Source organism: Methylomonas sp. Uni0009, from assembly GCF_054188105.3.
In genome coordinates this window covers 2,270,648-2,289,332 of sequence record NZ_JBTAFN010000001.1, presented here as the reverse complement: position 1 = coordinate 2,289,332, position 18,685 = coordinate 2,270,648, and the positions used below count along the sequence as shown (strand labels likewise).

At 52.8% G+C, this 18,685-nt stretch carries 22 protein-coding genes; 6 read left to right on the top strand and 16 right to left on the bottom strand.

The features are described from left to right. Positions 1 to 122: 122 nt before the first annotated feature. From ACWAU0_RS10890 to ACWAU0_RS10880, 3 genes are all read left to right on the top strand, one after another. Positions 123 to 3,455, top strand: coding sequence for a choice-of-anchor O protein (locus tag ACWAU0_RS10890; protein ID WP_458139129.1), 3,333 nt, complete (start codon positions 123 to 125; stop codon positions 3,453 to 3,455). 130 nt (positions 3,456 to 3,585) lie between these two features. Beyond that, the gene (locus ACWAU0_RS10885) at positions 3,586 to 4,629 is read left to right on the top strand and encodes a PKD domain-containing protein (protein ID WP_458139128.1); all 1,044 of its coding nucleotides are present in this window, start codon (positions 3,586 to 3,588) and stop codon (positions 4,627 to 4,629) included. Between the two features lie 169 nt (positions 4,630 to 4,798). Then, positions 4,799 to 5,134: a hypothetical protein gene (locus ACWAU0_RS10880; protein WP_458139127.1), complete on the top strand. Its 336-nt coding sequence runs from the start codon at positions 4,799 to 4,801 to the stop codon at positions 5,132 to 5,134. Positions 5,135 to 5,606: 472 nt separating this feature from the next. Here ACWAU0_RS10880 and ACWAU0_RS10875 read toward each other — a convergent pair whose 3' ends face one another. The 12 genes from ACWAU0_RS10875 to nifV all read right to left on the bottom strand — a co-directional run bounded on the left by ACWAU0_RS10875 (position 5,607) and on the right by nifV (position 13,067). Beyond that, complete coding sequence (locus tag ACWAU0_RS10875) at positions 5,607 to 6,047, bottom strand: SoxR reducing system RseC family protein (protein WP_458139126.1); 441 nt, start codon at positions 6,045 to 6,047, stop codon at positions 5,607 to 5,609. Between the two features lie 10 nt (positions 6,048 to 6,057). Further along, the gene (locus tag ACWAU0_RS10870; RefSeq protein WP_458139125.1) at positions 6,058 to 6,588 is read right to left on the bottom strand and encodes a flavodoxin; all 531 of its coding nucleotides are present in this window, start codon (positions 6,586 to 6,588) and stop codon (positions 6,058 to 6,060) included. A 24-nt stretch (positions 6,589 to 6,612) separates the two neighbouring features. After that, the gene (grxD, locus tag ACWAU0_RS10865) at positions 6,613 to 7,230 is read right to left on the bottom strand and encodes a Grx4 family monothiol glutaredoxin (RefSeq protein WP_033159089.1); all 618 of its coding nucleotides are present in this window, start codon (positions 7,228 to 7,230) and stop codon (positions 6,613 to 6,615) included. Between the two features lie 74 nt (positions 7,231 to 7,304). Beyond that, positions 7,305 to 8,606 carry an ATP-dependent Clp protease ATP-binding subunit ClpX gene (clpX, locus tag ACWAU0_RS10860; RefSeq protein ID WP_458139124.1) on the bottom strand — a complete coding sequence of 434 codons (1,302 nt, stop codon included), beginning with the start codon at positions 8,604 to 8,606 and terminating at the stop codon, positions 7,305 to 7,307. A gap of 1 nt (position 8,607) precedes the next feature. Beyond that, positions 8,608 to 9,462, bottom strand: a complete 855-nt coding sequence (nifM, locus tag ACWAU0_RS10855; RefSeq protein WP_458139123.1) for a nitrogen fixation protein NifM — start codon at positions 9,460 to 9,462, stop codon at positions 8,608 to 8,610. Continuing rightward, positions 9,462 to 9,938 carry a nitrogen fixation protein NifZ gene (locus tag ACWAU0_RS10850; RefSeq protein ID WP_020483343.1) on the bottom strand — a complete coding sequence of 159 codons (477 nt, stop codon included), beginning with the start codon at positions 9,936 to 9,938 and terminating at the stop codon, positions 9,462 to 9,464. Before ACWAU0_RS10850 ends, nifM begins: the two co-directional genes overlap by 1 nt. Next, a complete protein-coding gene (gene nifW / locus ACWAU0_RS10845; protein ID WP_026146992.1) occupies positions 9,935 to 10,249 on the bottom strand; it encodes a nitrogenase-stabilizing/protective protein NifW in 315 nt (104 codons plus the stop codon). Before nifW ends, ACWAU0_RS10850 begins: the two co-directional genes overlap by 4 nt. Before the next feature lie 5 nt (positions 10,250 to 10,254). Next, positions 10,255 to 10,377: a hypothetical protein gene (locus ACWAU0_RS10840; RefSeq protein WP_256438917.1), complete on the bottom strand. Its 123-nt coding sequence runs from the start codon at positions 10,375 to 10,377 to the stop codon at positions 10,255 to 10,257. Between the two features lie 74 nt (positions 10,378 to 10,451). Further along, on the bottom strand, positions 10,452 to 10,991 hold the full coding sequence (locus ACWAU0_RS10835) for a hypothetical protein (RefSeq protein WP_313733395.1): 540 nt from the start codon (positions 10,989 to 10,991) through the stop codon (positions 10,452 to 10,454). After that, positions 10,991 to 11,764, bottom strand: coding sequence for a serine O-acetyltransferase (gene cysE, locus ACWAU0_RS10830; RefSeq protein ID WP_458139220.1), 774 nt, complete (start codon positions 11,762 to 11,764; stop codon positions 10,991 to 10,993). The genes ACWAU0_RS10835 and cysE overlap by 1 nt, the downstream gene beginning before the upstream one ends. Next, positions 11,764 to 11,931 carry a hypothetical protein gene (locus tag ACWAU0_RS10825; protein WP_192393148.1) on the bottom strand — a complete coding sequence of 56 codons (168 nt, stop codon included), beginning with the start codon at positions 11,929 to 11,931 and terminating at the stop codon, positions 11,764 to 11,766. Before ACWAU0_RS10825 ends, cysE begins: the two co-directional genes overlap by 1 nt. An 11-nt stretch (positions 11,932 to 11,942) precedes the next feature. Then, a complete protein-coding gene (gene nifV, locus ACWAU0_RS10820; RefSeq protein ID WP_458139122.1) occupies positions 11,943 to 13,067 on the bottom strand; it encodes a homocitrate synthase in 1,125 nt (374 codons plus the stop codon). A gap of 410 nt (positions 13,068 to 13,477) precedes the next feature. Here nifV and ACWAU0_RS10815 point away from each other — a divergent pair, with 410 nt between their 5' ends. Together ACWAU0_RS10815 and ACWAU0_RS10810 are read left to right on the top strand one after the other, a co-directional pair. Then, entirely contained in the window at positions 13,478 to 14,227 is a 750-nt protein-coding gene (locus ACWAU0_RS10815) for a hypothetical protein (RefSeq protein WP_458139121.1), read from the top strand. A 264-nt stretch (positions 14,228 to 14,491) separates the two neighbouring features. Continuing rightward, positions 14,492 to 15,118 (top strand): hypothetical protein, encoded by a 627-nt coding sequence (locus ACWAU0_RS10810; protein WP_523070785.1) that lies wholly within the window; start codon positions 14,492 to 14,494, stop codon positions 15,116 to 15,118. 184 nt (positions 15,119 to 15,302) lie between these two features. Here ACWAU0_RS10810 and ACWAU0_RS10805 read toward each other — a convergent pair whose 3' ends face one another. The 4 genes from ACWAU0_RS10805 to ACWAU0_RS10790 all read right to left on the bottom strand — a co-directional run bounded on the left by ACWAU0_RS10805 (position 15,303) and on the right by ACWAU0_RS10790 (position 18,191). Beyond that, the gene (locus ACWAU0_RS10805; protein ID WP_033159171.1) at positions 15,303 to 15,563 is read right to left on the bottom strand and encodes a hypothetical protein; all 261 of its coding nucleotides are present in this window, start codon (positions 15,561 to 15,563) and stop codon (positions 15,303 to 15,305) included. Positions 15,564 to 15,697: 134 nt separating this feature from the next. After that, entirely contained in the window at positions 15,698 to 16,912 is a 1,215-nt protein-coding gene (gene nifS, locus ACWAU0_RS10800) for a cysteine desulfurase NifS (RefSeq protein ID WP_033159170.1), read from the bottom strand. Further along, the gene (gene nifU / locus ACWAU0_RS10795) at positions 16,905 to 17,816 is read right to left on the bottom strand and encodes a Fe-S cluster assembly protein NifU (RefSeq protein WP_020483356.1); all 912 of its coding nucleotides are present in this window, start codon (positions 17,814 to 17,816) and stop codon (positions 16,905 to 16,907) included. Before nifU ends, nifS begins: the two co-directional genes overlap by 8 nt. An 18-nt stretch (positions 17,817 to 17,834) precedes the next feature. After that, the gene (locus tag ACWAU0_RS10790; protein ID WP_033159169.1) at positions 17,835 to 18,191 is read right to left on the bottom strand and encodes a HesB/IscA family protein; all 357 of its coding nucleotides are present in this window, start codon (positions 18,189 to 18,191) and stop codon (positions 17,835 to 17,837) included. 195 nt (positions 18,192 to 18,386) lie between these two features. Between ACWAU0_RS10790 and ACWAU0_RS10785 the strand changes: the two genes are divergently transcribed. After that, a complete protein-coding gene (locus ACWAU0_RS10785) occupies positions 18,387 to 18,656 on the top strand; it encodes a nitrogen fixation protein NifZ (RefSeq protein ID WP_319961898.1) in 270 nt (89 codons plus the stop codon). The last annotated feature ends 29 nt before the right edge of the window (positions 18,657 to 18,685 follow it).

Sequence of the window (18,685 nt, the reverse complement as noted above, 5' to 3'; positions counted from 1 at the left end):
ATTGCAAATGAAGAAACTAGCAGCGATGGCGAACCACAAGGCCGCATCGCGGAAGCTGCCGAGTTGAGTATTAACTTGGTAAATACATTTAATGCAGTTTTTCGCTCTACGGAAGGTATCACATGAAAACTAAAATTATAAAAAATCCCCGGCAACTCTCACTAGCTCTACTATCCAGTGTGTTGACACTGTGGGGCGGTCAAGCGCTTGCCGATGATGGTGACCTCGTTAGAAAAAGCATGTCCCACGAAGCAACTCCCTCGGTTCAAGGATATGTCGACGAGGCCGAACACGCCTTCACCGGCATGATGAAATTCTATGTCAACGCCCAAAAATCCGACGGCACGGCGGCATTAGGCGAATATAAAAATGTCGATGGTTCACTGGTGACGACGCGCACCCTCGCTAAACCCTTGGTCAATGTCTACATCAACGGCCCTGTGGAAACTATTGATGGGCTAGGTTTCGTCGGTCACGGCAAGCGTGATGCCTTTGCATCGGTGAGTCTGGACGACGGCGTTACCTGGAAAAAAACCAATCTTTCCGAATCTTCTTCTGAAGTGTCTTCTGATGTTGTCCGCACCGACATCCCTCTTTTTGGTGAAACCGGCGCCTATCCCGGCGACGTCGTCAACGTCTTTCACAGCATCATGGGTAACAAAGTGTTGGTGGCTTGGCCCAGCCGTTATTGTTCAAGCGGTCAACCAAGCTATTCCCTCGATACGGCGGCACCAACGCCTGAACAAGCTGCCCGCCGCGCGGCCATTGCCACCCATCTGGGTATCGACCTAGCCAATGCTTCCAAGGATGACCTTTACCTAATCGACATGTACGGGGTCGGCGGCCAGCAAGGTTCTGTCGATTATGCCGAAGACAAATTCGAGCTGAATCACCCTGCCGGCGTGGTGCCATTCAACTGTTTGTGGACCGCGCGTGGCGAACTCAATAACGGTGACGATCCGCGGACCACAGACGTCGTCGAGAAAAGTTACATGCGCTGGTTCAAAGCCGAACGGCTGACTTCCGGCGTGCGTGATGTCAACCGCATTGAAACCGTTTGCGTTGCGGGTGCCGGTTGCGCCATTACCTGGCAAGAAGATCCCGAAGGCTTGCGTCCAGGTCAAGGTGAAGGTCCTGGGGAAGGCTGGAGCGGCGCGGTTGCCAACAGCCAAACCGACGTCTGGTATTCCTATATCGACGCGGAACATTTCGATGTGGTGCAGAACCCCACGGATGCAACGGGTGCAACGCCCATGACTTTCGCCGCTTATGAGGCAGCAGCTATCGGCGACATCACGCAAAAGCCTAAACCTTTTGTGCCTTTCGCCATGCCGATGCGTTTAACCGACAACGCCAAATGTAATACGACCAATCCTAAGCCTTACTGTAATGGTTCAGCTATTTCGGCGAATTTTCCTGATGTCAAAAATCCTTTGGCTTATGGTATGAAGGATATGTGCGCCGATACCATTGACATTCCAACAGGCAAGGATGATACGCCTACACCGGTCTGTGTGACCGCCAACGGTTTGGCCATGATCGGCAACACCGCTTCGACCCGTCCCCGCCTGGGCTTGTATGGCTATGATTCTAACGGCATGGTGAAAGACGCGGTGATCGACAATGCCTTTGCGGTCGTCGTGGCCGAGGAAGACAAGGGGCTTGGCGCATTTACCTTCGATGCGACAGGCAACCCTTGCACACAGGACGGGAACAGTGATCCGGATTGCTTTACCTTCGACGAAGGCAAGAATATCCGCTATTTCACCTTTGGTATGTCTCTGAAGGATACCGTCGGCGGCAAGACCCAGGACACCTTATTGGCCAACCTGACCCAAGCCGGCCATATGCTCAATCAACCTGAGGTGAACTGGCAAACCGGCGAGTTTTATCCAGTGAAAAACACCAGCGAGTTATGGGACTTCGGTGGATACAATTACAACATCTACAATACCGAAATCGCCCGTCGTGGTAGCTGGCTAGGTCAAGATATTTACAAGGTGCATAAGGACACCTCCAAGGCAGTCAACGGCCTGCTCGCCCTGCCCACCTGGAAACAAGGCATTATGAACCAGGGCGGTCCTGCCGATGTGATGTCACGTCGCATCGTGATTCCTGGTAAAAAAGGCGCCTGGTTACTCAGCGAACACGGTAATCCTTATGCATTCCGCAACATGGCTTGTAGCAAATGGGCGGAAACTGCAAACCCCTACTACCCTGGGGGCGTCTGCCTTGATCCGGCCATCAACCTGTCGGCTACCATCCCTGACACCTGCACCGATTCCGGAACGGGTACAACCGTCGCCTGCCCTTCGATCGATTTGACGCAAGGCACCAGCTTTGGTATTGGCAACACCAATCCGATCCTGCAAGGTCTCGTGCAGAATGAGAGCAATACCACCAAGGTTCTGTCCTGGCACCAATGTCCAGCTAGTTTTACCACGGTGAGCTCCACAGAAGGCAGCGTGTTGGTCAACTGCGACAACGACCTGCGAACTGACACCAGTTCGAAAAATGCTATCGGCACTCTGCGTGACCAATCCTGGTACAACCCACTGGATCTGGCCAAAGGCCACCGTGGCTTCCTGGATGGCGACTTTGTGATGATGCTATATGCCTGGTCACCCAACTGGCGCTTAAATCGCGTGGGTAACGACCGTTACGACCTTTACATCCGCCGCTCATTTGACGGCGCTACCAGCTGGACGACGTTGCCTAAAAACTTTACTACCTGGGATAACGCTAAGTACTCCGGTACCGGCACGGTTACCTGCGAAAGCTTCCGCAGCCTTGTCACTGGGGATGCTGATCCGACCGAACCCAAGGTGTGCAACAGTTATACGGCGGGGGCTGCCGAACAGGCTCGCAACGTGACTCAGATCAAGTCGATGAAAACCACCACGCTTGATCCACGCTTTGCCATTACCGGTTCGCCTCAGGGTGTTAGCAACACGACTAATCCGTTTGGCACGGCGGTTAATCCCTACGGTGAGGACGTAAGAGATCCATCGCGCTACTTTGTTGTCTACGAGACTGGCGACAACGATACCACTGCCGAGGGCGAACCAGAGCCGGATGACCTCTTTTACAGCCGAGCAGTGAAATTTGGCGATCATTACCAAGTATGGGCGGAAGAGACCGATACCAGCGTATGCTATCCATCCGACCCACATGGCAACGAAGTGCCGGCTGAACTGGTTGGGTCTGGTTTCTGCAATGAGTTCGATCAGTTCGACCAAGGTATCCAAGGCTTGCAAGCCAGCGAAGCCAGCCTGACGGCCAACCCTGGTGGCCAGTTTCTCTATGGTGTCTGGGCACAATGGGACGAATCGACTGGTACTGTCACCGAGTCCGATGCCATGGCGCGCAGGGTGTGGTGGATTGACGACTTCATTTCCTCTATCGATGCCTGGATATTTGGTCAAGGCAGTGGAGATGGTACACCCGCTAATTAGTAACCTCGCTATCGCACCTGCTCGGAATTTATTCCGGGCAGGTGCCCCATAAATTACCGGTCATATCGGCTATTCCCGCAGCACATTGCAAGGGCAATTGCCGGAAAGTAAGAACAAGAGGAGCCTAACCATGTCGTATAAAAACTTACCCATTTTGCGAAAACTGACCTTTTCGCTATTAACTACCGGATTACTGGTGACCATTCCAACCGCCCAGGCGCTCAACAGTTTTAGCAAGAACTGGGACAGCCTTTATCCAAACACTTTGACATCCACGGGCGATGCCGATTGTGCCGTCTGTCACGGCAGCAGTACCAGTAATCTTAACGCCTATGGCGCAGAACTCTGCCGTTCTTTTGATGGCACCGTGCCTGCTGATATAACGAACTATCTACTTTCCATAGAAGGCGTGAATTCGGACAGCGATTCTTCCGGATCAACCAATCTGCAAGAAATCGAAGCCAGCGCCCAGCCTGGTTGGACGACGGGTGCGAATAACCCGCTTTATGGTACCTTGGGTGCTAATTGTGTGGCCATTGGCACGTCAATTGGCGTACCTTCCAGCGTGCCCCTTCCCTACGATCCGCCGGCTAATGGCGATCCGGTTGCGGTCCCAGGCGGACCTTATTCGGGCTATGTGGATGTGCCTATTACTTTCGATGGTAGCGGATCCTATGACAGTGATGGCGGCGCGATTGCCAGCTACAGCTGGGATTTTGGCGACAGCACTACAGACACAGGTATGACCGCGCAACATACTTACAGCGTGGCGGGCACTTATAGTGTAAGCCTGACGGTGGTCGATGACGAAGGCGTTAGCAACAGCAATTCGACCACTGCCACGATTTCCGCAGGCGCGGTGCTTGATCTGGACATCGCCGCGCTAAAGGCGACTAAAACAACCACGCTCGGCAAAACCATCGCAATTCAGCTCTCGGTCGAGAATCCGGGCGCAGTCCTGGGGCAGGCTTTGGCTACCGTGGTGGGTGTACAGAATGGTGTGGAAGTGTATCGCCGCAGCTTGAATGTCTATGACAATAACAGCAAAGGCAGCACGAGCTTCAACTTCGAACCCTATAAAGCGGCTGCCAAAGGTATCATTACCTGGAATGCGACCATCAGCGACGTCGACCCAGATATTGATCAGGCGACTGTTACTACTGTTGTGAAATAGTAAACCTTTTGAAAAAGTTAAAGTTCCCCAGTTTTTGAAAGGCTAGAGTACACAACTACTGACAGTTAGGTATTTAATACCCTATTACTGGCGTCTGGCGCTCAACATGTAGTTGCCGCGTCTTCTGCCCAAACACCATAAAATTAGAATAGCTTAGGCGACCGATAGTTTGAGCTTACTTGCACTATCGGTCCGAATTGCTTTAGGAGTTGAAGCCATGAACCAAAATCATCCATACAAAATAGCATTGTTAATTTTCCTAACTGGTTTTTTAAGCGCCGTTTCGGCGGCACCGGGTGGCGGTGGACGGCAAGGCGGAGGCAATCAAGGCCGCGTATGGCAAACGCATCCAGACCCGCGCCGGGAAAACCAGCAACAACAAATGCAGGAGAGAAACCGCGAAATGCAGCAAGAACGCAATCAACAAGACGGATCATGGCAGTTACAAGAGCGTGAGCGCGAGCGCGAACAACATCAGCTACGTGAACATCAACTGCAAAATTAAAGTCAGTTCCGGATTGTGGCTATGTGTCGGTGACTCATACCTGGCAGATATTCATCGGTTTGTCTCGGTACTATCAGATAAGGGCTATTATCTCATCTCCTGGCGAAGGGGATTTAATCAGCGCTTCCCTAGGAGCCTGTCCGAGAACAAGTGAATTAAAATTTTTAACACAATATACAGCGTAAATTATTCAAATAAACCACTGTATATTGTGTTCAATTTTTATGATTCTGCATTCTCGGACAGGCTCCTAGGGAAGGCGGGTGGGTTTTAGTCTGGATAAGACAGTCATAGCATCAAATTGCTCGCCTAAATCCGGACACTCAAGTGGTTTTTGGATGCCTTAATTTTTGAAATTGGAAAGCGTCCTCGACCGGCGGGTTTTGGCCGATCCGTGGCACTCAAAATCTTGCTGAATTTGTATCGAAATGGATGGCGGTTTTTATCGGAATCCGCATCAACAAGCGAAGAATCAATCGCTACCGAGTTTCTTGACGATCTGCGGCTTAAAACAAAGATGGAGCAGTAGCAGATTTTGACAGCGGTTTATCAACCAAAAACCGGCCAGCAATGTGCTTAACGCCACTTCGGGCAAGTAACCCGTGTTATACGGAGCGGGAAGCCAAGCTTCGGCCAAACCCACCCCGAGCAGCATAAAAATCAACGGCACCAGATAGAGTAACAGCGACGTGAGCAGCAGTTGACCATCGTCTATCGCCACCATCACGTGGTCGCCGGCTTGCAGGTTTATGTCGCAATCGACTGGAAATTCGCGCTTGGGGAGCACTTTTGCCAGTGTCGCCGTGCCGCAGGATTGTTGTTGCAAACAGCCGCTGCAGGCATTGCTTTGCAGACTTTTGATCCAGGTACGGCCATCGCTAACGCGGGTAACGACGGCCGCTTCTTCGATCATGGCTAGCCTATCAAGCCCAGGCGGAGGAAATAGAATCCAGCCAAGCGCTGAGCCGGCCTTCGCTGAGTTCTTTCTGGTTGTCTTCGTCCAAGGCCAATCCGACAAATTGGTCGCCCAGCAAGGCTTTGGATTTTTTAAAAGTGTAACCTTCGCTGCTGGTCATGCCGACGATGGTGGCACCGGCGTCGGCAAAGGCGTCATATAAAAAGCCCAAGGCATCGACGAAATTGCCGGGATAACCTTCCTGGTCGCCCAAACCGTAGATCGCCACGGTTTTGCCGGAGAAATCGGCGCCCGCCAATGTGGGCAGAAATTCTTCCCAGCTCTCGTTATCGTGTCCGGCACTCATGCCCGGCAGTTCGCCCTCGCCGTAAGTCGGCGAACCGACGATCAAGACATCGTAGGCCAACAAATCGTCCACGGAGGCTTTATTGATATTGACCGGCTTGTCGGCCACATCGCCCAATTTCGTCGCAATGGTCTTGGCTACTTTGCGTGTGTTGCCGGTATCGGTACCGAAAAAAATGCCTACTTTTGCCATAGTGTTGTCTCCTTGTTAACTAGATCAGATTTGAATTTGCAGTAAGCCCGGATTTGCCGCCGGTTGCTGAGCGGCCCAAGCTTCAGGCGTATGTGTCTTTAGCGTGACGGCATGCAAACGGCCGGAAGCCAGCGGTGCACTCAATGTGGCCATTACGCCTTGATGTTGTTTGATCATGGGTTGATCGGCGAACAATTCGCTGACCACGGTGATGTTCAAATCGCAACCGGCGCCTTCGATGCCGATGGTCGCCCCCGGATAGGCCGCCAGAATCAAGGCTTCCACTTCGGAATGGGTAATGGTTTGACTGGCGTCCGCACTCTCGGCGGGCTGAACGGTCGCTTGCAACAGCGGCAACAAAGTCCCCTCCTTGTACATGGCCTCGACAATGTCGGCGCCACCGATCAGTTCGCCTTTGATGAACACTTGCGGGAAAGTGGGCCATTTGGAAATGGACGGCAGCTTTTCGCGGATGAACGGCGATTGCAAGACGTTGACATAAGCGTAAGGGATCTTGGTTTCGTTCAAGATGCCGACAGTCTTCGCGGAAAACCCGCATTCCGGAGCGCTAGGCACGCCCTTCATGTAAATAATCACCGGATTTTCGGCAAGTTGTTGCAAGATTTTTTCTTTAACGCTCATAGTAGGTTTCTCGATTAACTAAAACTTTTCAATGCAACGACCGGGCTTCAGCTTGTGCAGCCCGGCCGCCAAATTCACTCTCCGCCCGACAAGCGTTTCAAACCGTCACCGTCTGTGGGTTTGTCGCGCGGCACGACTTCAATTTCGGCTTCGCCGCGTATCACCTCGGCATTGACGATGCAGCGCTCGACGTCCGGTCTGGAGGGTAAATCGAACATGGTGCGGCGCAAAACGTGCTCCATGATGCCGCGCAAACCGCGGGCGCCGGTGTTGCGGGCGATGGCTTTTTCGGCGATTTCCACCAAGGCATCCTGGGTGAATTCCAGCTCCACATCATCGAAGGCAAACAGATGTTGGTATTGTTTAACCAAAGCGTTCTTCGGTTCGGTCAAGACTTGGATCAAGGCATCCACATCCAAGGGCTCTAACGGCGCCAACACGGGGAAGCGGCCGATAAATTCCGGGATCAAGCCGAAGCGTTTCAAATCGTCCGGCTGTGTGGCATTCAGCATCGCTTCCAGCGTCGGTTTGTCGTCCGGGTTGCTGACTTCGGCATGAAAACCGATAGCGGTTTTCGGTGGCAACAAACGTTTTTCCACGTGTTTTTCCAGGCCCGGAAACGCGCCGCCGGCTATGAACAGAATATTGCTGGTATCCACCATGACCGAATCATTACCGCTGTGATCCTTGCGCCGGCCCTTGGAAGGAACCTTGACATGCGAGCCCTCGACCAGCCGCAACAAGGCTTGCTGCACGCCTTCGCCGGACACATCGCGGGTACCGAACGCCTGTTCCGGGCTGCGGGCAATTTTGTCCACTTCGTCGATATACACCATACCCCATTCGGCTTTGCTTATTTGGCCGTCGGCCACATCCAGCAAGCGCACCAGGATATTTTCCACGTCGTCGCCGACATAACCGGCCTGGGTCAGCGTGGTGGCGTCAGCAACCGCAAACGGCACACCGACGATTTTCGCCAGCGTGCTAGCCAGCAAGGTTTTGCCGGTACCGGAAGGGCCTATCATCAGAATATTGGATTTACCGATTTCCACGCTGTTGTCGGACTCGCCCAAACCGCCGACTTTACGGCTGACGTTTTTCAAGCGCTTGTAGTGGTTGTATACCGCGACCGACAGAATTTCCTTAGCCAAATCCTGGCCGATCACATACTGATCCAGCATGGCTTTCATCTCGGCGGGCTTGGGCAAGGGGCCTTGCATATCGGCTAATTCTTTCTTCTTGCCCCAGCTGGATACCACCTGGCTGGCCAACATCACGCAGGCTTCGCAGATGTAGCCTTCCGTGCCGGCAATCATCGGCACGGCCGCCGACGCTTCGATACCGCAAAACGAACAATGTTTGGGTTCTTTTAACATGTTAGGCACTCCTGTTGACTGCGGGCAGACTGGCCAGCCACGTGCGCTGGCAATTTCTGCGGTAACGATCCTGCATGATCTGCTGAATCTTCGGTGTCGCTTTTTTCAGCGACATGGTTTCGGCCGGGATGATTTTCAGGCATTGAATCACATGAAAACCCATCTCGGTTTCCACCACATCACTGATGGCGTCTTCTTTCAAATTAAACAATACCGCATCCAGCTCCGGAAACAAGGTGCCTTTGGCCATCGTCCCCACTTCGCCGCCCTGCACTGCCGTGGGACATTCCGAATGCTTCAGCGCCAAATCGGCAAATTTATGCGGCTTACGTTTCAAGGTGCCGAGAATCTCATTAATCCGCCGCCACGCCGCCTCGCGGGTATTGTCTGGGTAATCCGGATTGATACTGATCAAGATATGTCTGGCCTGGCGCGTCTCGGGTTTATGAAATTTTTCCGGGTGCGAGTGGTAGAAAATGCCGATTTCCACCTCGTTAACCTTGGGTGCGCGGGCGGCCACTCTATCCATCACCGCATCGACTTTGCACTGCCGATACAAAGCCGCTTTCAGCATATCGACATCCAGGCTGTTGGCGTTCAATGCCGCTAAAAAAGCGTCTTCATCTTCAAAGCGGCCGCGCACTTCCTTGTAAGCGCGGTCCAGCTCTGTATCGGAAATAACCACGCCGGTGGCTTCGGCGGAGTTCAGGACTCGGCCTTCGATTTCGTATTCGTTTTTGGCTTGCACTTCCACCTGGCGCAGTTGCAGTTGCTCCAATTCGGCCGGCGCTTTCTGGAACAGGCTCAAGGCGGCGCGCAACAGGGTGTAAGGCTCTATCGACGTCTGGCTCATCATTATGCCTCCGGTTCTTTGAAGGTGGCCGGATCCGCCGGCTCCAATACACTTTCCGGCACCTGCATGGTTTTACCCGGAAAACGCACGTGGTAGAGCATGGGATCGCTGTCCCGCAATACTTTCAGGATTTCACCTTGGGTGCCGGCGGGGTAACTGCCCTCTTGGGTGGGGATGTCTATCGTGCACACCACCTGGTCGCGGAACTCGAAACGGCTTGGGTTCCAGGGCGCATCGGCCGGGATCAATTCTTCGGCCCGGCACCCTACCATGCGTCCCGCATCCAAAAAATGCACGGTGTAGATCACTTGATCTTGCAAGAAAGTGCCCACTTCAATCACGTTGCCGACACTACCCCGGCGCAGCAAAAAGTCGCCGACATCCATGCCCGGATACGTGCCATCATTGCGGACGTTACGTGTCAGCCTAACACGCTCGCCGAATTCGAAGCGCTCTTCATCGTAACGTTCGTCTATCATGTTTTAATATCCCCTAGGGAAACAAACACGGTTTGCGGCTCCATCATCTTAAAGACCTTAAATACTTTTTCGGTCTGTGCGTCGGAGTCCACGAAGTCGCTGTAAGCCCGATGCAACAGCTTTTTGTAGACTTCCCGTTGCGCATCTTCGTCTTCCGGCATGTTCTCGCCGGCTTGACTCAGATAATTGTGGAAGCGCTGCAGGATATGTAGCCGGTTGACGTGGACGACGGTAGTATCGTATTCCAGCTCGAAATACCGCAGAAAATCTTCCGCGGCTTCCAGCTCTTCCATATCTTCTTCTAAACTCATCGTCATTACCTCATCATCAGGTGATCAAGATTGGCAGGTTGTTCTCCCAATGCGTACACCACTAATAAAACCACCAGCATCACAGCTGTTTGGGCCAAAAATGGATCGGATTTTTGTTTCTTCATCATGGCGATCACCTTTAGGTTAATTGCGCGGAACAACAAACATCACTTATCGTTTGCATCTGATTAGTGGGCGATGCCTACCCGAAAACTTCCGGCATCCGGAAAATGCCTTCTGCCGCTTCTTGACGACGCACGACTAACTCAAGCAAACCTCGCGCGCCAATCCGGTCTTTGTCATCCAATGACACCAATTTTTCAAAAATCGCCTTGCTCAGTTCCAGGTTCTCCAAGCGCATATTCAAAAAGCCGATGGATTTCAACGTAAATAAATACAGCCTGATCCGGGTCAGCAAGTCTTTCGGCGCTTCGCTGATATGCGCTCTTTCCAATTGCCGCCAATCTTCCGGGAAATCGATGCCGGGCCGTATCAGCTCCAACGCTCTCTCGGAAATCAACAAAGCTTCGGCCAAGCGATGCTGGTAGTAATAAAATCGATTTAGCGACACCAGCACATTCAAGGATTCCGGCGCCCGCAAATAGGCTTGTAATAACGGCAGTTCCGCTTCGCCGCTGGCGTAAAGTTCGGAAGCGTATTGGATCAAATCCTCCACTTCCTGGCTGTCCGCCTTCTCGTAGTACAGATCCTTGGCGTCGAATTGCAACAGATCCATTTCCATCACTTGCCACCCGCCGCCTGCTTCAGGACCACCACTTCTTCGCCGTGGCAGACACCTTCCGCTTCGCAGCTGCCGCAGGTTTCTTCCGCTACCACAAAGCGTTTTTGATTGTTTTCCAATTCGTCCAAGCGGTCCACCAAGCAACTCAGCGCTTTGCCGACCGGGTCCGGCACTAAATGGTGATCGAGGTCGATACCGCGTGGATCCTGAATTTTTATTCCTTTTTGCTGGATAATCCGGCCGGGAATGCCGATGACGGTGCAGCATGGCGGCACGTCTTTAATCACCACCGAGTTGGCGCCGACCCGGACGTTATCGCCCAGATTGATCGCGCCGAGGATCTTGGCGCCGGCACCGATCAACACATTGTTACCTAGCGTCGGATGGCGTTTTTCCTTGTTCCAGGTGGTTCCGCCCAGCGTCACGCCGTGATACATGGTCACGTCGTTACCGATCTCAGCGGTTTCGCCGATCACCACGCCCGCTCCATGATCGATGAAAAAGCGTTTGCCTATCGTCGCGCCCGGATGAATATCGACGTTGGTCAACCAGCGTGCAAAGGCCGCCAATAACCGCGCCGTCAATTTCCAATCGGCGTGCCACAAGCGATGGGTGACTCGGTGCAGCAACACGGCATGCACGCCGGGGTAAGCCAGTAACACTTCCGGTAAGCCGCGTGCTGCCGGATCCCGGGCAAACACGCAAGCCACATCGTCGCGCCAGTCTTGCCAGAGTCCGGATGCAACGCTGGGATGCGACGGCGAGAAGAACATCATTTTGCCAAGCTCCAGGTGGTTTTACCTGGCATAGGCACGCCGGGCACCCGGAAGAACGAACCGGGGTAACGGTCATCCGGCAGTTCGTGCTGCGCCACAGTTTGCTGCGGCACGTCCACTTTTGCGGTGCTGGGCACGGCTGGTTTTTGACGATTGCTACTCATCTGACACCTCACTATAGGCTGTGTAAAAATTGATTCAAATCGGTAGATTGCGGTGCGCGTTTGTGCAAACTGACAAACTCGCGAATCAGCGGCAGCAGGCGGCCGGCCTGCCAGCGGTTAATTTGGATACCTAGTTGCTTGTAGGCGTGCATCACGCCTTGACTACCGGAATGTTTACCCAGCACCAACTGGTGGCTACGGCCGACCAAGGCAGGGTCGACACCTTGATAATTGTTAGGATCTTTCAGCAAGCCATCGACGTGGATGCCGGCTTCGTGGCTGAACACATCGCGACCGATCAAACTTTTGCGGCTGCCTATCGTGTCGCCGGAAGCGGTCGCCACCTGACGCGACAGGCCGGGGAAATTGCGCAAATCCACGCCGGTTTCAAAACCGTACAGTTGCTTCAAGCCTACAACCACTTCTTCCAGTGCTGCATTGCCGGCCCGTTCGCCCAAACCGTTGACGGTGGTATTGACGTGGGTAGCGCCGGCATATGCGGCGGCCAGAGTATTGGCGGTGGCCAAGCCCAGATCGTCGTGGGCGTGCATTTCGATGTCCATGTCGGTGACGACGCGCAGTTTGCGAATCGCTTCAAATACGCCGAACGGTTCCATGATGCCGACCGTATCGGCAAAGCGAATTCTTATCGCGCCGGCGCTTTGCGCAGCCTCGGCCATTTGCGCCAGAAAGTCGCTATCGGCGCGAGACGCATCTTCGGCCCCCACGCAAACCCGCATGCCGGCATCGACCGCGGTTTTCACACAGCGCTCGATGGTAGCCAACACCCAAGCCCGGCTTTGTTTCAGTTTATGTTGGATATGTTGATCGGACGCGGAAATCGATAAATCCACGGTGCCGACGCCCAAGCCCAGGCAGTGTTGCAAATCTTCTTCACGCATCCTGGACCATACCAATAAATTGCTGGGCAATTTCAATTGAGCAATGGCTTTGATTTCGTCGCGTTCCTGTACACCCATGGCCGGAATACCAATCTCCAACTCCGGCACACCCAGCGCGGACAACTGCTTGGCAATCGCCAACTTTTCTTCCAACGAGAACACCACGCCGGCCGACTGCTCGCCGTCGCGGAGCGTGGTGTCGTCGATAATGATGGTGCGGGGATCAGAAGTCATCGCCAAGCCTCATACTGCCGGTGTCTAAAACTGAGCAACCAGATTGGCTACTCCTTTGCTAGTGATTAAGCAATTCGCTTGCCAACTGCTAAATCTGCGGAATCCTTGGGCTTTACTGTGTGATTGGCAGACTATCGACAAGACAACCTCGCAACCGCAAAGGCAAATTGTCGCAAACCCGACAATGGTCTGTTCGCAGCCTGCGCCAGTGGTACGCAAATTCCACAATGCCCACCGTACTGGTAGTTAAAGTAAGCCGACACACATTTCTTATATTCAAAAAACTGGCCTCGAAAATATTTTGACTGATTATTTTTACTAGCTTACATTCTTGACTTGGAGGCCCGGCAGGTAGCGCCGGCGCCGCCTATTCAGCATGTTTCCGGATACATCACTTAGGAGGAACACGTATGACTTCACGTAAAAATGGTTGGGCTTGCATGTTTGGCCTGTTGGGTATTGTCACATTGGCACAACCGGCAGCAGCCGGCACCATCTTGTCACCGGTGGCGGTGATCAACAACACCATAGGCAACTATTCGGGTATTGCGGGATTTCCGGCCAAAACCGACGAAAAGCCTATGTTTAACCAATCCGGTCTATCCGCCGGTTTTAGCAGTGGCGCCACCGCGTTTGCCGATTATATGAACTTAAACCCAACACATATTGGTGCCGGCCCGGAAATCGGTAACGGCTGGATCAGCCCGGCGTATTGCCCGTGCACCGGTATTCTGGATTTCGATTTGGGGGCCATTTACAAGATACAGAAAATGGCTTTATGGAATATGGCCTCTAACAGCGGCGCCAACGTCGCGTCGATCAGTTTGTTCACATCGTTGGAAGCCGATTTTTCCACGTCCAATAAAGCCGGCGACTTCACCAACCCCGAAATGCCCAGCGATTTGGACCCCACACCACCCTACCCGGCAACGGTGTTCGACTTGATTGACAGCGAAGCGCGCTATGTGCGCTTACAAATCAACTCTTATTACGAAGCCTATCTGGTTTCGGAAATTGGCGAGATCGCCTTTGACGTAGCCGCACCGGCGGCCGTACCGATTCCGGCAGGTATTTGGTTGTTTGTTTCCGGATTTGCCGGCTGGGTTGGCAGCAGTAAAAAGGCTGGCCTGGCTGCTGCGGTTGCGCGAAACATCCTCTAACAGACTAAGGTATATCGAATTTGATGTCTGCGCTTGCGCACTACCGATGTCGGCATTTTTTACATCACTCAACGTTTTAAATGGCATTATCCTAATACCGCTCAATACCTGCTAACTCAACCTATTGAAGTTATTGGCAAAAACAAACAACATACAAAATGGAACGTATTTTGCTTTTAATCTCGGAATCAGGAACAGCGCCTACTGTTCTTGAGTTTCTGTCAATTGATAGGCGTATTTTTACGCCGTTTGAAGGGGTCGCCGATGTTATCCAAAAAGCTTTATCCGTTAATACTGATTACCGCCGCATTCAACGCACAAGCCGCGACGATTAACTTCGATGCGCTACAGCCGTTTGACAATTACGCCCCGGTTCCAGCAGGTTACGGTTCTACCGCGGACGTGGCGGTATCGTATTCCAGTCTAAACCTCAATGGCACAACGGCTTATAACGATGCTCTATTGTGGAATGCCGGTTATGCCACTTTAAACTCAGCGGCGTTTGCTCATACATCAGGCCTGCTTTTGAGCATTACGCTGACGGCAATCAATCCAAATCAGGGCGTCACCTTGGAAAGCTTCGACGTTGCTGCGTATCCAGGGCCGGGAAATTTCACTCGCAATGCGAGCGACTTGAGAGTGGTTGATGGTACCAACCCTACCAACATTTTTGTCGATTATGCACCTTATGCAGTACCCGGCGACGCACCTCATACTTTCACCCCTGGCGTTACTGCTCATTCGATCAGAATTATCCTAGGCACCGATTGGAACAACGGTATTAACAATATCAACTTCAATGTCGCCGCTGTGCCTGTACCCGGTGCGGTATGGCTTTTCGGCAGTGCGTTGGTTGGTTTGGGCCTTAACCGAAAAACCAGAAAGGTTTGAGCGAACTGCTCTGCCAAAATACAGAAAAGGCGGTTGAACAACCGCCTTTTTTGGTTCTGTGATCGGGGCTTAAGCCGACATTGGATGCCCTCCAATGCAATAAACGGCTCAGAACTATCTCAATTTGCTGGGGGTTAAACAGGTCTTCGCTACCGATTTAATCCAAGTTGCTGGCTTACAGCATTCAGCCTTCCGCCTCACAAACTGCTTTAAATTCTGCTATGCCGGCAGTCAAACGCGAGCGCAGAAAATTCAGTTGTCTTTGCAGTTCATCCTCAGCATCGCCAACATTCTTGAAAACCTGGACGACTTTTTGATCATTCAGCAAACTCGAATAGTGAACATCAACAAACTCAAGCACCTCGGCGTTGAATTCGGTGATGGAACTCAATGCAGCTTCCATCTTGGACAATACCGCGCGTAAATCAGCAAGCGTTTCAGCCATAACAATCCTCAGTGAAAATTTTTGGTGTCAACACAGGCTTAAACCGCGTTGACTCAAAATTCAAAACCAAACTGGCCGGATTGCGCCTGGCGTGATTGATCACCAGAGCAAACCCGACCAATCAATACACTCAATCAAGCATAAGTGGGTTGGAAAGCCTGTTCCGGGTCGGCAACCGGTTCGTTGTTGATGCTGTCCCAATACGGCGACAATTTCCGCAAAGTAGCGACGATGCTAGGCATCACCTTCAACACTTCGTCGACTTCGCTCATAGTGTTATAGCGCGAGAACGAAAAGCGGATGGTGCCGTGCGCGGCGGTGTAGGGAATGTCCATGGCCCGCATCACGTGCGACGGCTCCAGAGAACCCGATGTACAAGCCGAACCACTGGAAGCCGCGATACCGGCTTTATTCAACAGCATCAAAATCGCTTCGCCCTCGATATACTCGAACGCAATGTCCGTGGTATTGGGCAAGCGGTTGTTTAAATCACCGGTGATAAAACAGTGCGGCACGGCGGCTACGATGCCTTGCTCCAGCCGGTCGCGCATGGCTTTGACCTGCACGTTTTCGTATTCCATGTGCTCCATCGCCAATTCGCAGGCTTTACCCAAGCCGACAATCGACGCGGTGTTTTCAGTACCGGCTCGGCGGCCGCGCTCTTGATGTCCACCGCGCAAAAGCGGGCGAAAGCGTGTGCCACGCTTTAAGTACAACACCCCAATACCTTTCGGTGCGTGCAATTTGTGGCCGGAAATCGACAACATATCGATCTTGGTGTCTTGCAACATCATCGGAATCTTGCCGACCGCCTGTACAGCGTCAGTATGAAACATCACGCCGGCCGCGTTGGCCATTTCGGCCATTTCCACCACTGGAAAGATGGTGCCGGTCTCGTTGTTCGCCCACATCACCGAGACAATTGCTACTTCATCGGATAACAGATTTTTGTAGGCTTCCAGATTCAAGCGGCCGCATTTGTCCACCGGCATGCGGTGGATGGTGTAGCCCTCTTTCTCCAGGTTTTCGCACAAAGCCAAAATAGCCGGATGCTCCACCGAGGTAGTGATGATTTCCTTACGATTGGGCTGAGCCTTGATCGCCGACAAGATCGCCGTGGAATCGGACTCCGTGCCGCAGGAGGTGAAAATAATCTCGGAATCGTGCTCGGCACCGATCAACTCTTGCACCTGCGAGCGCGCTTTCTTGATGGCCTTGGCCACGCCGTCGGCGAAGCGATGGATAGACGATGGATTACCAAAGTACTCGGTAAAATACGGGATCATCACATCGACCACCGCGCTGTCCACCTTGGTGGTCGCGTTGTTATCCAGATAAATATCAGGCATGACTGGCCTCCTCTATCGTCACCAACTTGGGCATTTGCGAGGCCGGCACGACTTTAATGAATTCGCCCATCACTTCCATCAAGCGTTGCTGAATACCGGCAATGGTCATGGCGGACATTTGGCAGCCGTTGCAAGCGCCGGTCATGTTGACGTAAGCGGTTTTATCCACCACTTCCACCAATTCGACGTCGCCGCCGTCGGCCATCAATTGCGGCCGGAAGGACATGATCACTTCTTCGATTTTCTTGATGCGTTGCAGATTGGTCAGCGGACCTTTGGCAACCACAGGCTCGGGTTTGGCGACCGGCGCCGCATTCGGATCGAAAGTCTCGCCGCGCTCTTTCAGGACTTTTTCCAGGATCGCTTCGATGTCTTCGTGGCAGGCCGCGCAACCGCCGCCGGCTTTAGTGTAGTTGGTCACGTCTTCAACGGTGCGTAGTTTGTTTGCCCAGACCATTTCTTCGATCATCACCGCATCAATAGCAAAGCATTTGCAGACCAACGCGCCTTCTTCGTGATCGTCTTTCCATTCTTCACCGCGATAGTTAGCCACCGCCGCTTGCAAGGCTTCCCGGCCCATGACCGAGCAGTGCATTTTTTCCGGCGGCAGGCCGTCCAATTCGGCGGCGATGTCCTGGTTAGTGACTTTCAACGCTTCGTCTAAAGTCAGGCCTTTGATGATTTCGGTCAGCACCGAAGACGAGGCAATCGCCGAGCCGCAACCAAAGGTTTGAAAGCCTGCATCTTCGATCACTTCGGTGTCGTCATTGACTTTTAAAGTCAGCCGCAAAGCGTCGCCGCAGCTGATGGAACCCACTTCGCCAATCGCGTTGGCACCCGCCACCGCGCCGGCGTTTTTAGGGTTAAAGAAGTGATCTTTTACTTTATCTGAATAATCCCACATAGCTATTTCCTCGAATGCTTAAGAACAGGTTTTTGGTGTGCCGCCGCTTTCGCCGGTGGTAAATGATGATCCGCAGGCACAGCTTTTCACCGCGTTGGGATTGGTAAATTTGAAGCCGGACCCTTCCAGGCTGTCGACGAAATCGATGGACATGCCATTCAGGCTGGGCAAGCTTAGCGGGTCCACAAATACTTTGACCGCGCCGCAGTCGATGACGGTATCGTCCGCATTTTCTTTTGCTTCCAGTTTCATGCCATAAGACAAACCGGAACAACCGCCATCGGTCACTTCGATGCGCAGCCCACCGGTCGGCTTGTCGGAACTGCTGATAAAACGACCCACGGCTTGGATGGCGCTTTCGGTTAATGTAATCATCTTTAAGTCTCCTGAACGGTTTGGCATTGATCTTGTAAACAGTTAAAGCAACCTGCATGCCATACGCGAAAATTTCAGCTAAGACGCTGAAATTACTCAGCCAAAGGCAGCAGGCCAACCTTAATCGGCACGCCGTTTCACAACAAACCCGAGGTTTTTGTCGGCTTTACTACAAAACTCTCACAGGAGCACAGCATGAACGTAGAAGATTTGGATTTGGGCGACGTGGTATATGCCGCGCATACGATTATTGACGATGGCAGTATGCCGGACAGCGAAGAAGGCGAAGTGCTGGCGCAAGAAGGCGCCCGCGGCGTGATCGTGATGAAAGGCCATGTTGAAGAAGATCCTGGACTCACCGTGTTTTTAGTCCGCTTCGAAGACCAGGACCTAAATCTGGGCCGGCCGATTGGGTGCTGGACCGAGGACTTGGTCGTTCCGGAAAAAGAGTTGCTTACCCATTAACCGCATTTCGCCCTTATAAAATCGCCCGA

Excerpts from the sequence above, each read along its gene's own strand:
- grxD (WP_033159089.1), bottom strand. The coding sequence starts at position 7,230 with ATGAGCGTTAAAGAAAAAATCTTGCAACAACTTGCCGAAAATCCGGTG.
- cysE (WP_458139220.1), bottom strand. The coding sequence starts at position 11,764 with ATGTTCTTCTCGCCGTCGCATCCCAGCGTTGCATCCGGACTCTGGCAA.
- ACWAU0_RS10825 (WP_192393148.1), bottom strand. The coding sequence starts at position 11,931 with ATGAGTAGCAATCGTCAAAAACCAGCCGTGCCCAGCACCGCAAAAGTG.
- ACWAU0_RS10785 (WP_319961898.1), top strand. The coding sequence starts at position 18,387 with ATGAACGTAGAAGATTTGGATTTGGGCGACGTGGTATATGCCGCGCAT.
- ACWAU0_RS10840 (WP_256438917.1), bottom strand. The coding sequence starts at position 10,377 with ATGATGAAGAAACAAAAATCCGATCCATTTTTGGCCCAAACAGCTGTG.
- ACWAU0_RS10890 (WP_458139129.1), top strand. The coding sequence starts at position 123 with ATGAAAACTAAAATTATAAAAAATCCCCGGCAACTCTCACTAGCTCTA.
- nifW (WP_026146992.1), bottom strand. The coding sequence starts at position 10,249 with ATGAGTTTAGAAGAAGATATGGAAGAGCTGGAAGCCGCGGAAGATTTT.
- ACWAU0_RS10835 (WP_313733395.1), bottom strand. The coding sequence starts at position 10,991 with ATGGAAATGGATCTGTTGCAATTCGACGCCAAGGATCTGTACTACGAG.
- ACWAU0_RS10805 (WP_033159171.1), bottom strand. The coding sequence starts at position 15,563 with ATGGCTGAAACGCTTGCTGATTTACGCGCGGTATTGTCCAAGATGGAA.
- ACWAU0_RS10885 (WP_458139128.1), top strand. The coding sequence starts at position 3,586 with ATGTCGTATAAAAACTTACCCATTTTGCGAAAACTGACCTTTTCGCTA.
- ACWAU0_RS10815 (WP_458139121.1), top strand. The coding sequence starts at position 13,478 with ATGACTTCACGTAAAAATGGTTGGGCTTGCATGTTTGGCCTGTTGGGT.
- clpX (WP_458139124.1), bottom strand. The coding sequence starts at position 8,606 with ATGTTAAAAGAACCCAAACATTGTTCGTTTTGCGGTATCGAAGCGTCG.
- nifS (WP_033159170.1), bottom strand. The coding sequence starts at position 16,912 with ATGCCTGATATTTATCTGGATAACAACGCGACCACCAAGGTGGACAGC.
- nifV (WP_458139122.1), bottom strand. The coding sequence starts at position 13,067 with ATGACTTCTGATCCCCGCACCATCATTATCGACGACACCACGCTCCGC.
- ACWAU0_RS10790 (WP_033159169.1), bottom strand. The coding sequence starts at position 18,191 with ATGATTACATTAACCGAAAGCGCCATCCAAGCCGTGGGTCGTTTTATC.
- ACWAU0_RS10850 (WP_020483343.1), bottom strand. The coding sequence starts at position 9,938 with ATGATAGACGAACGTTACGATGAAGAGCGCTTCGAATTCGGCGAGCGT.
- ACWAU0_RS10810 (WP_523070785.1), top strand. The coding sequence starts at position 14,492 with ATGTTATCCAAAAAGCTTTATCCGTTAATACTGATTACCGCCGCATTC.
- ACWAU0_RS10875 (WP_458139126.1), bottom strand. The coding sequence starts at position 6,047 with ATGATCGAAGAAGCGGCCGTCGTTACCCGCGTTAGCGATGGCCGTACC.
- ACWAU0_RS10870 (WP_458139125.1), bottom strand. The coding sequence starts at position 6,588 with ATGGCAAAAGTAGGCATTTTTTTCGGTACCGATACCGGCAACACACGC.
- nifU (WP_020483356.1), bottom strand. The coding sequence starts at position 17,816 with ATGTGGGATTATTCAGATAAAGTAAAAGATCACTTCTTTAACCCTAAA.
- nifM (WP_458139123.1), bottom strand. The coding sequence starts at position 9,462 with ATGATGAGCCAGACGTCGATAGAGCCTTACACCCTGTTGCGCGCCGCC.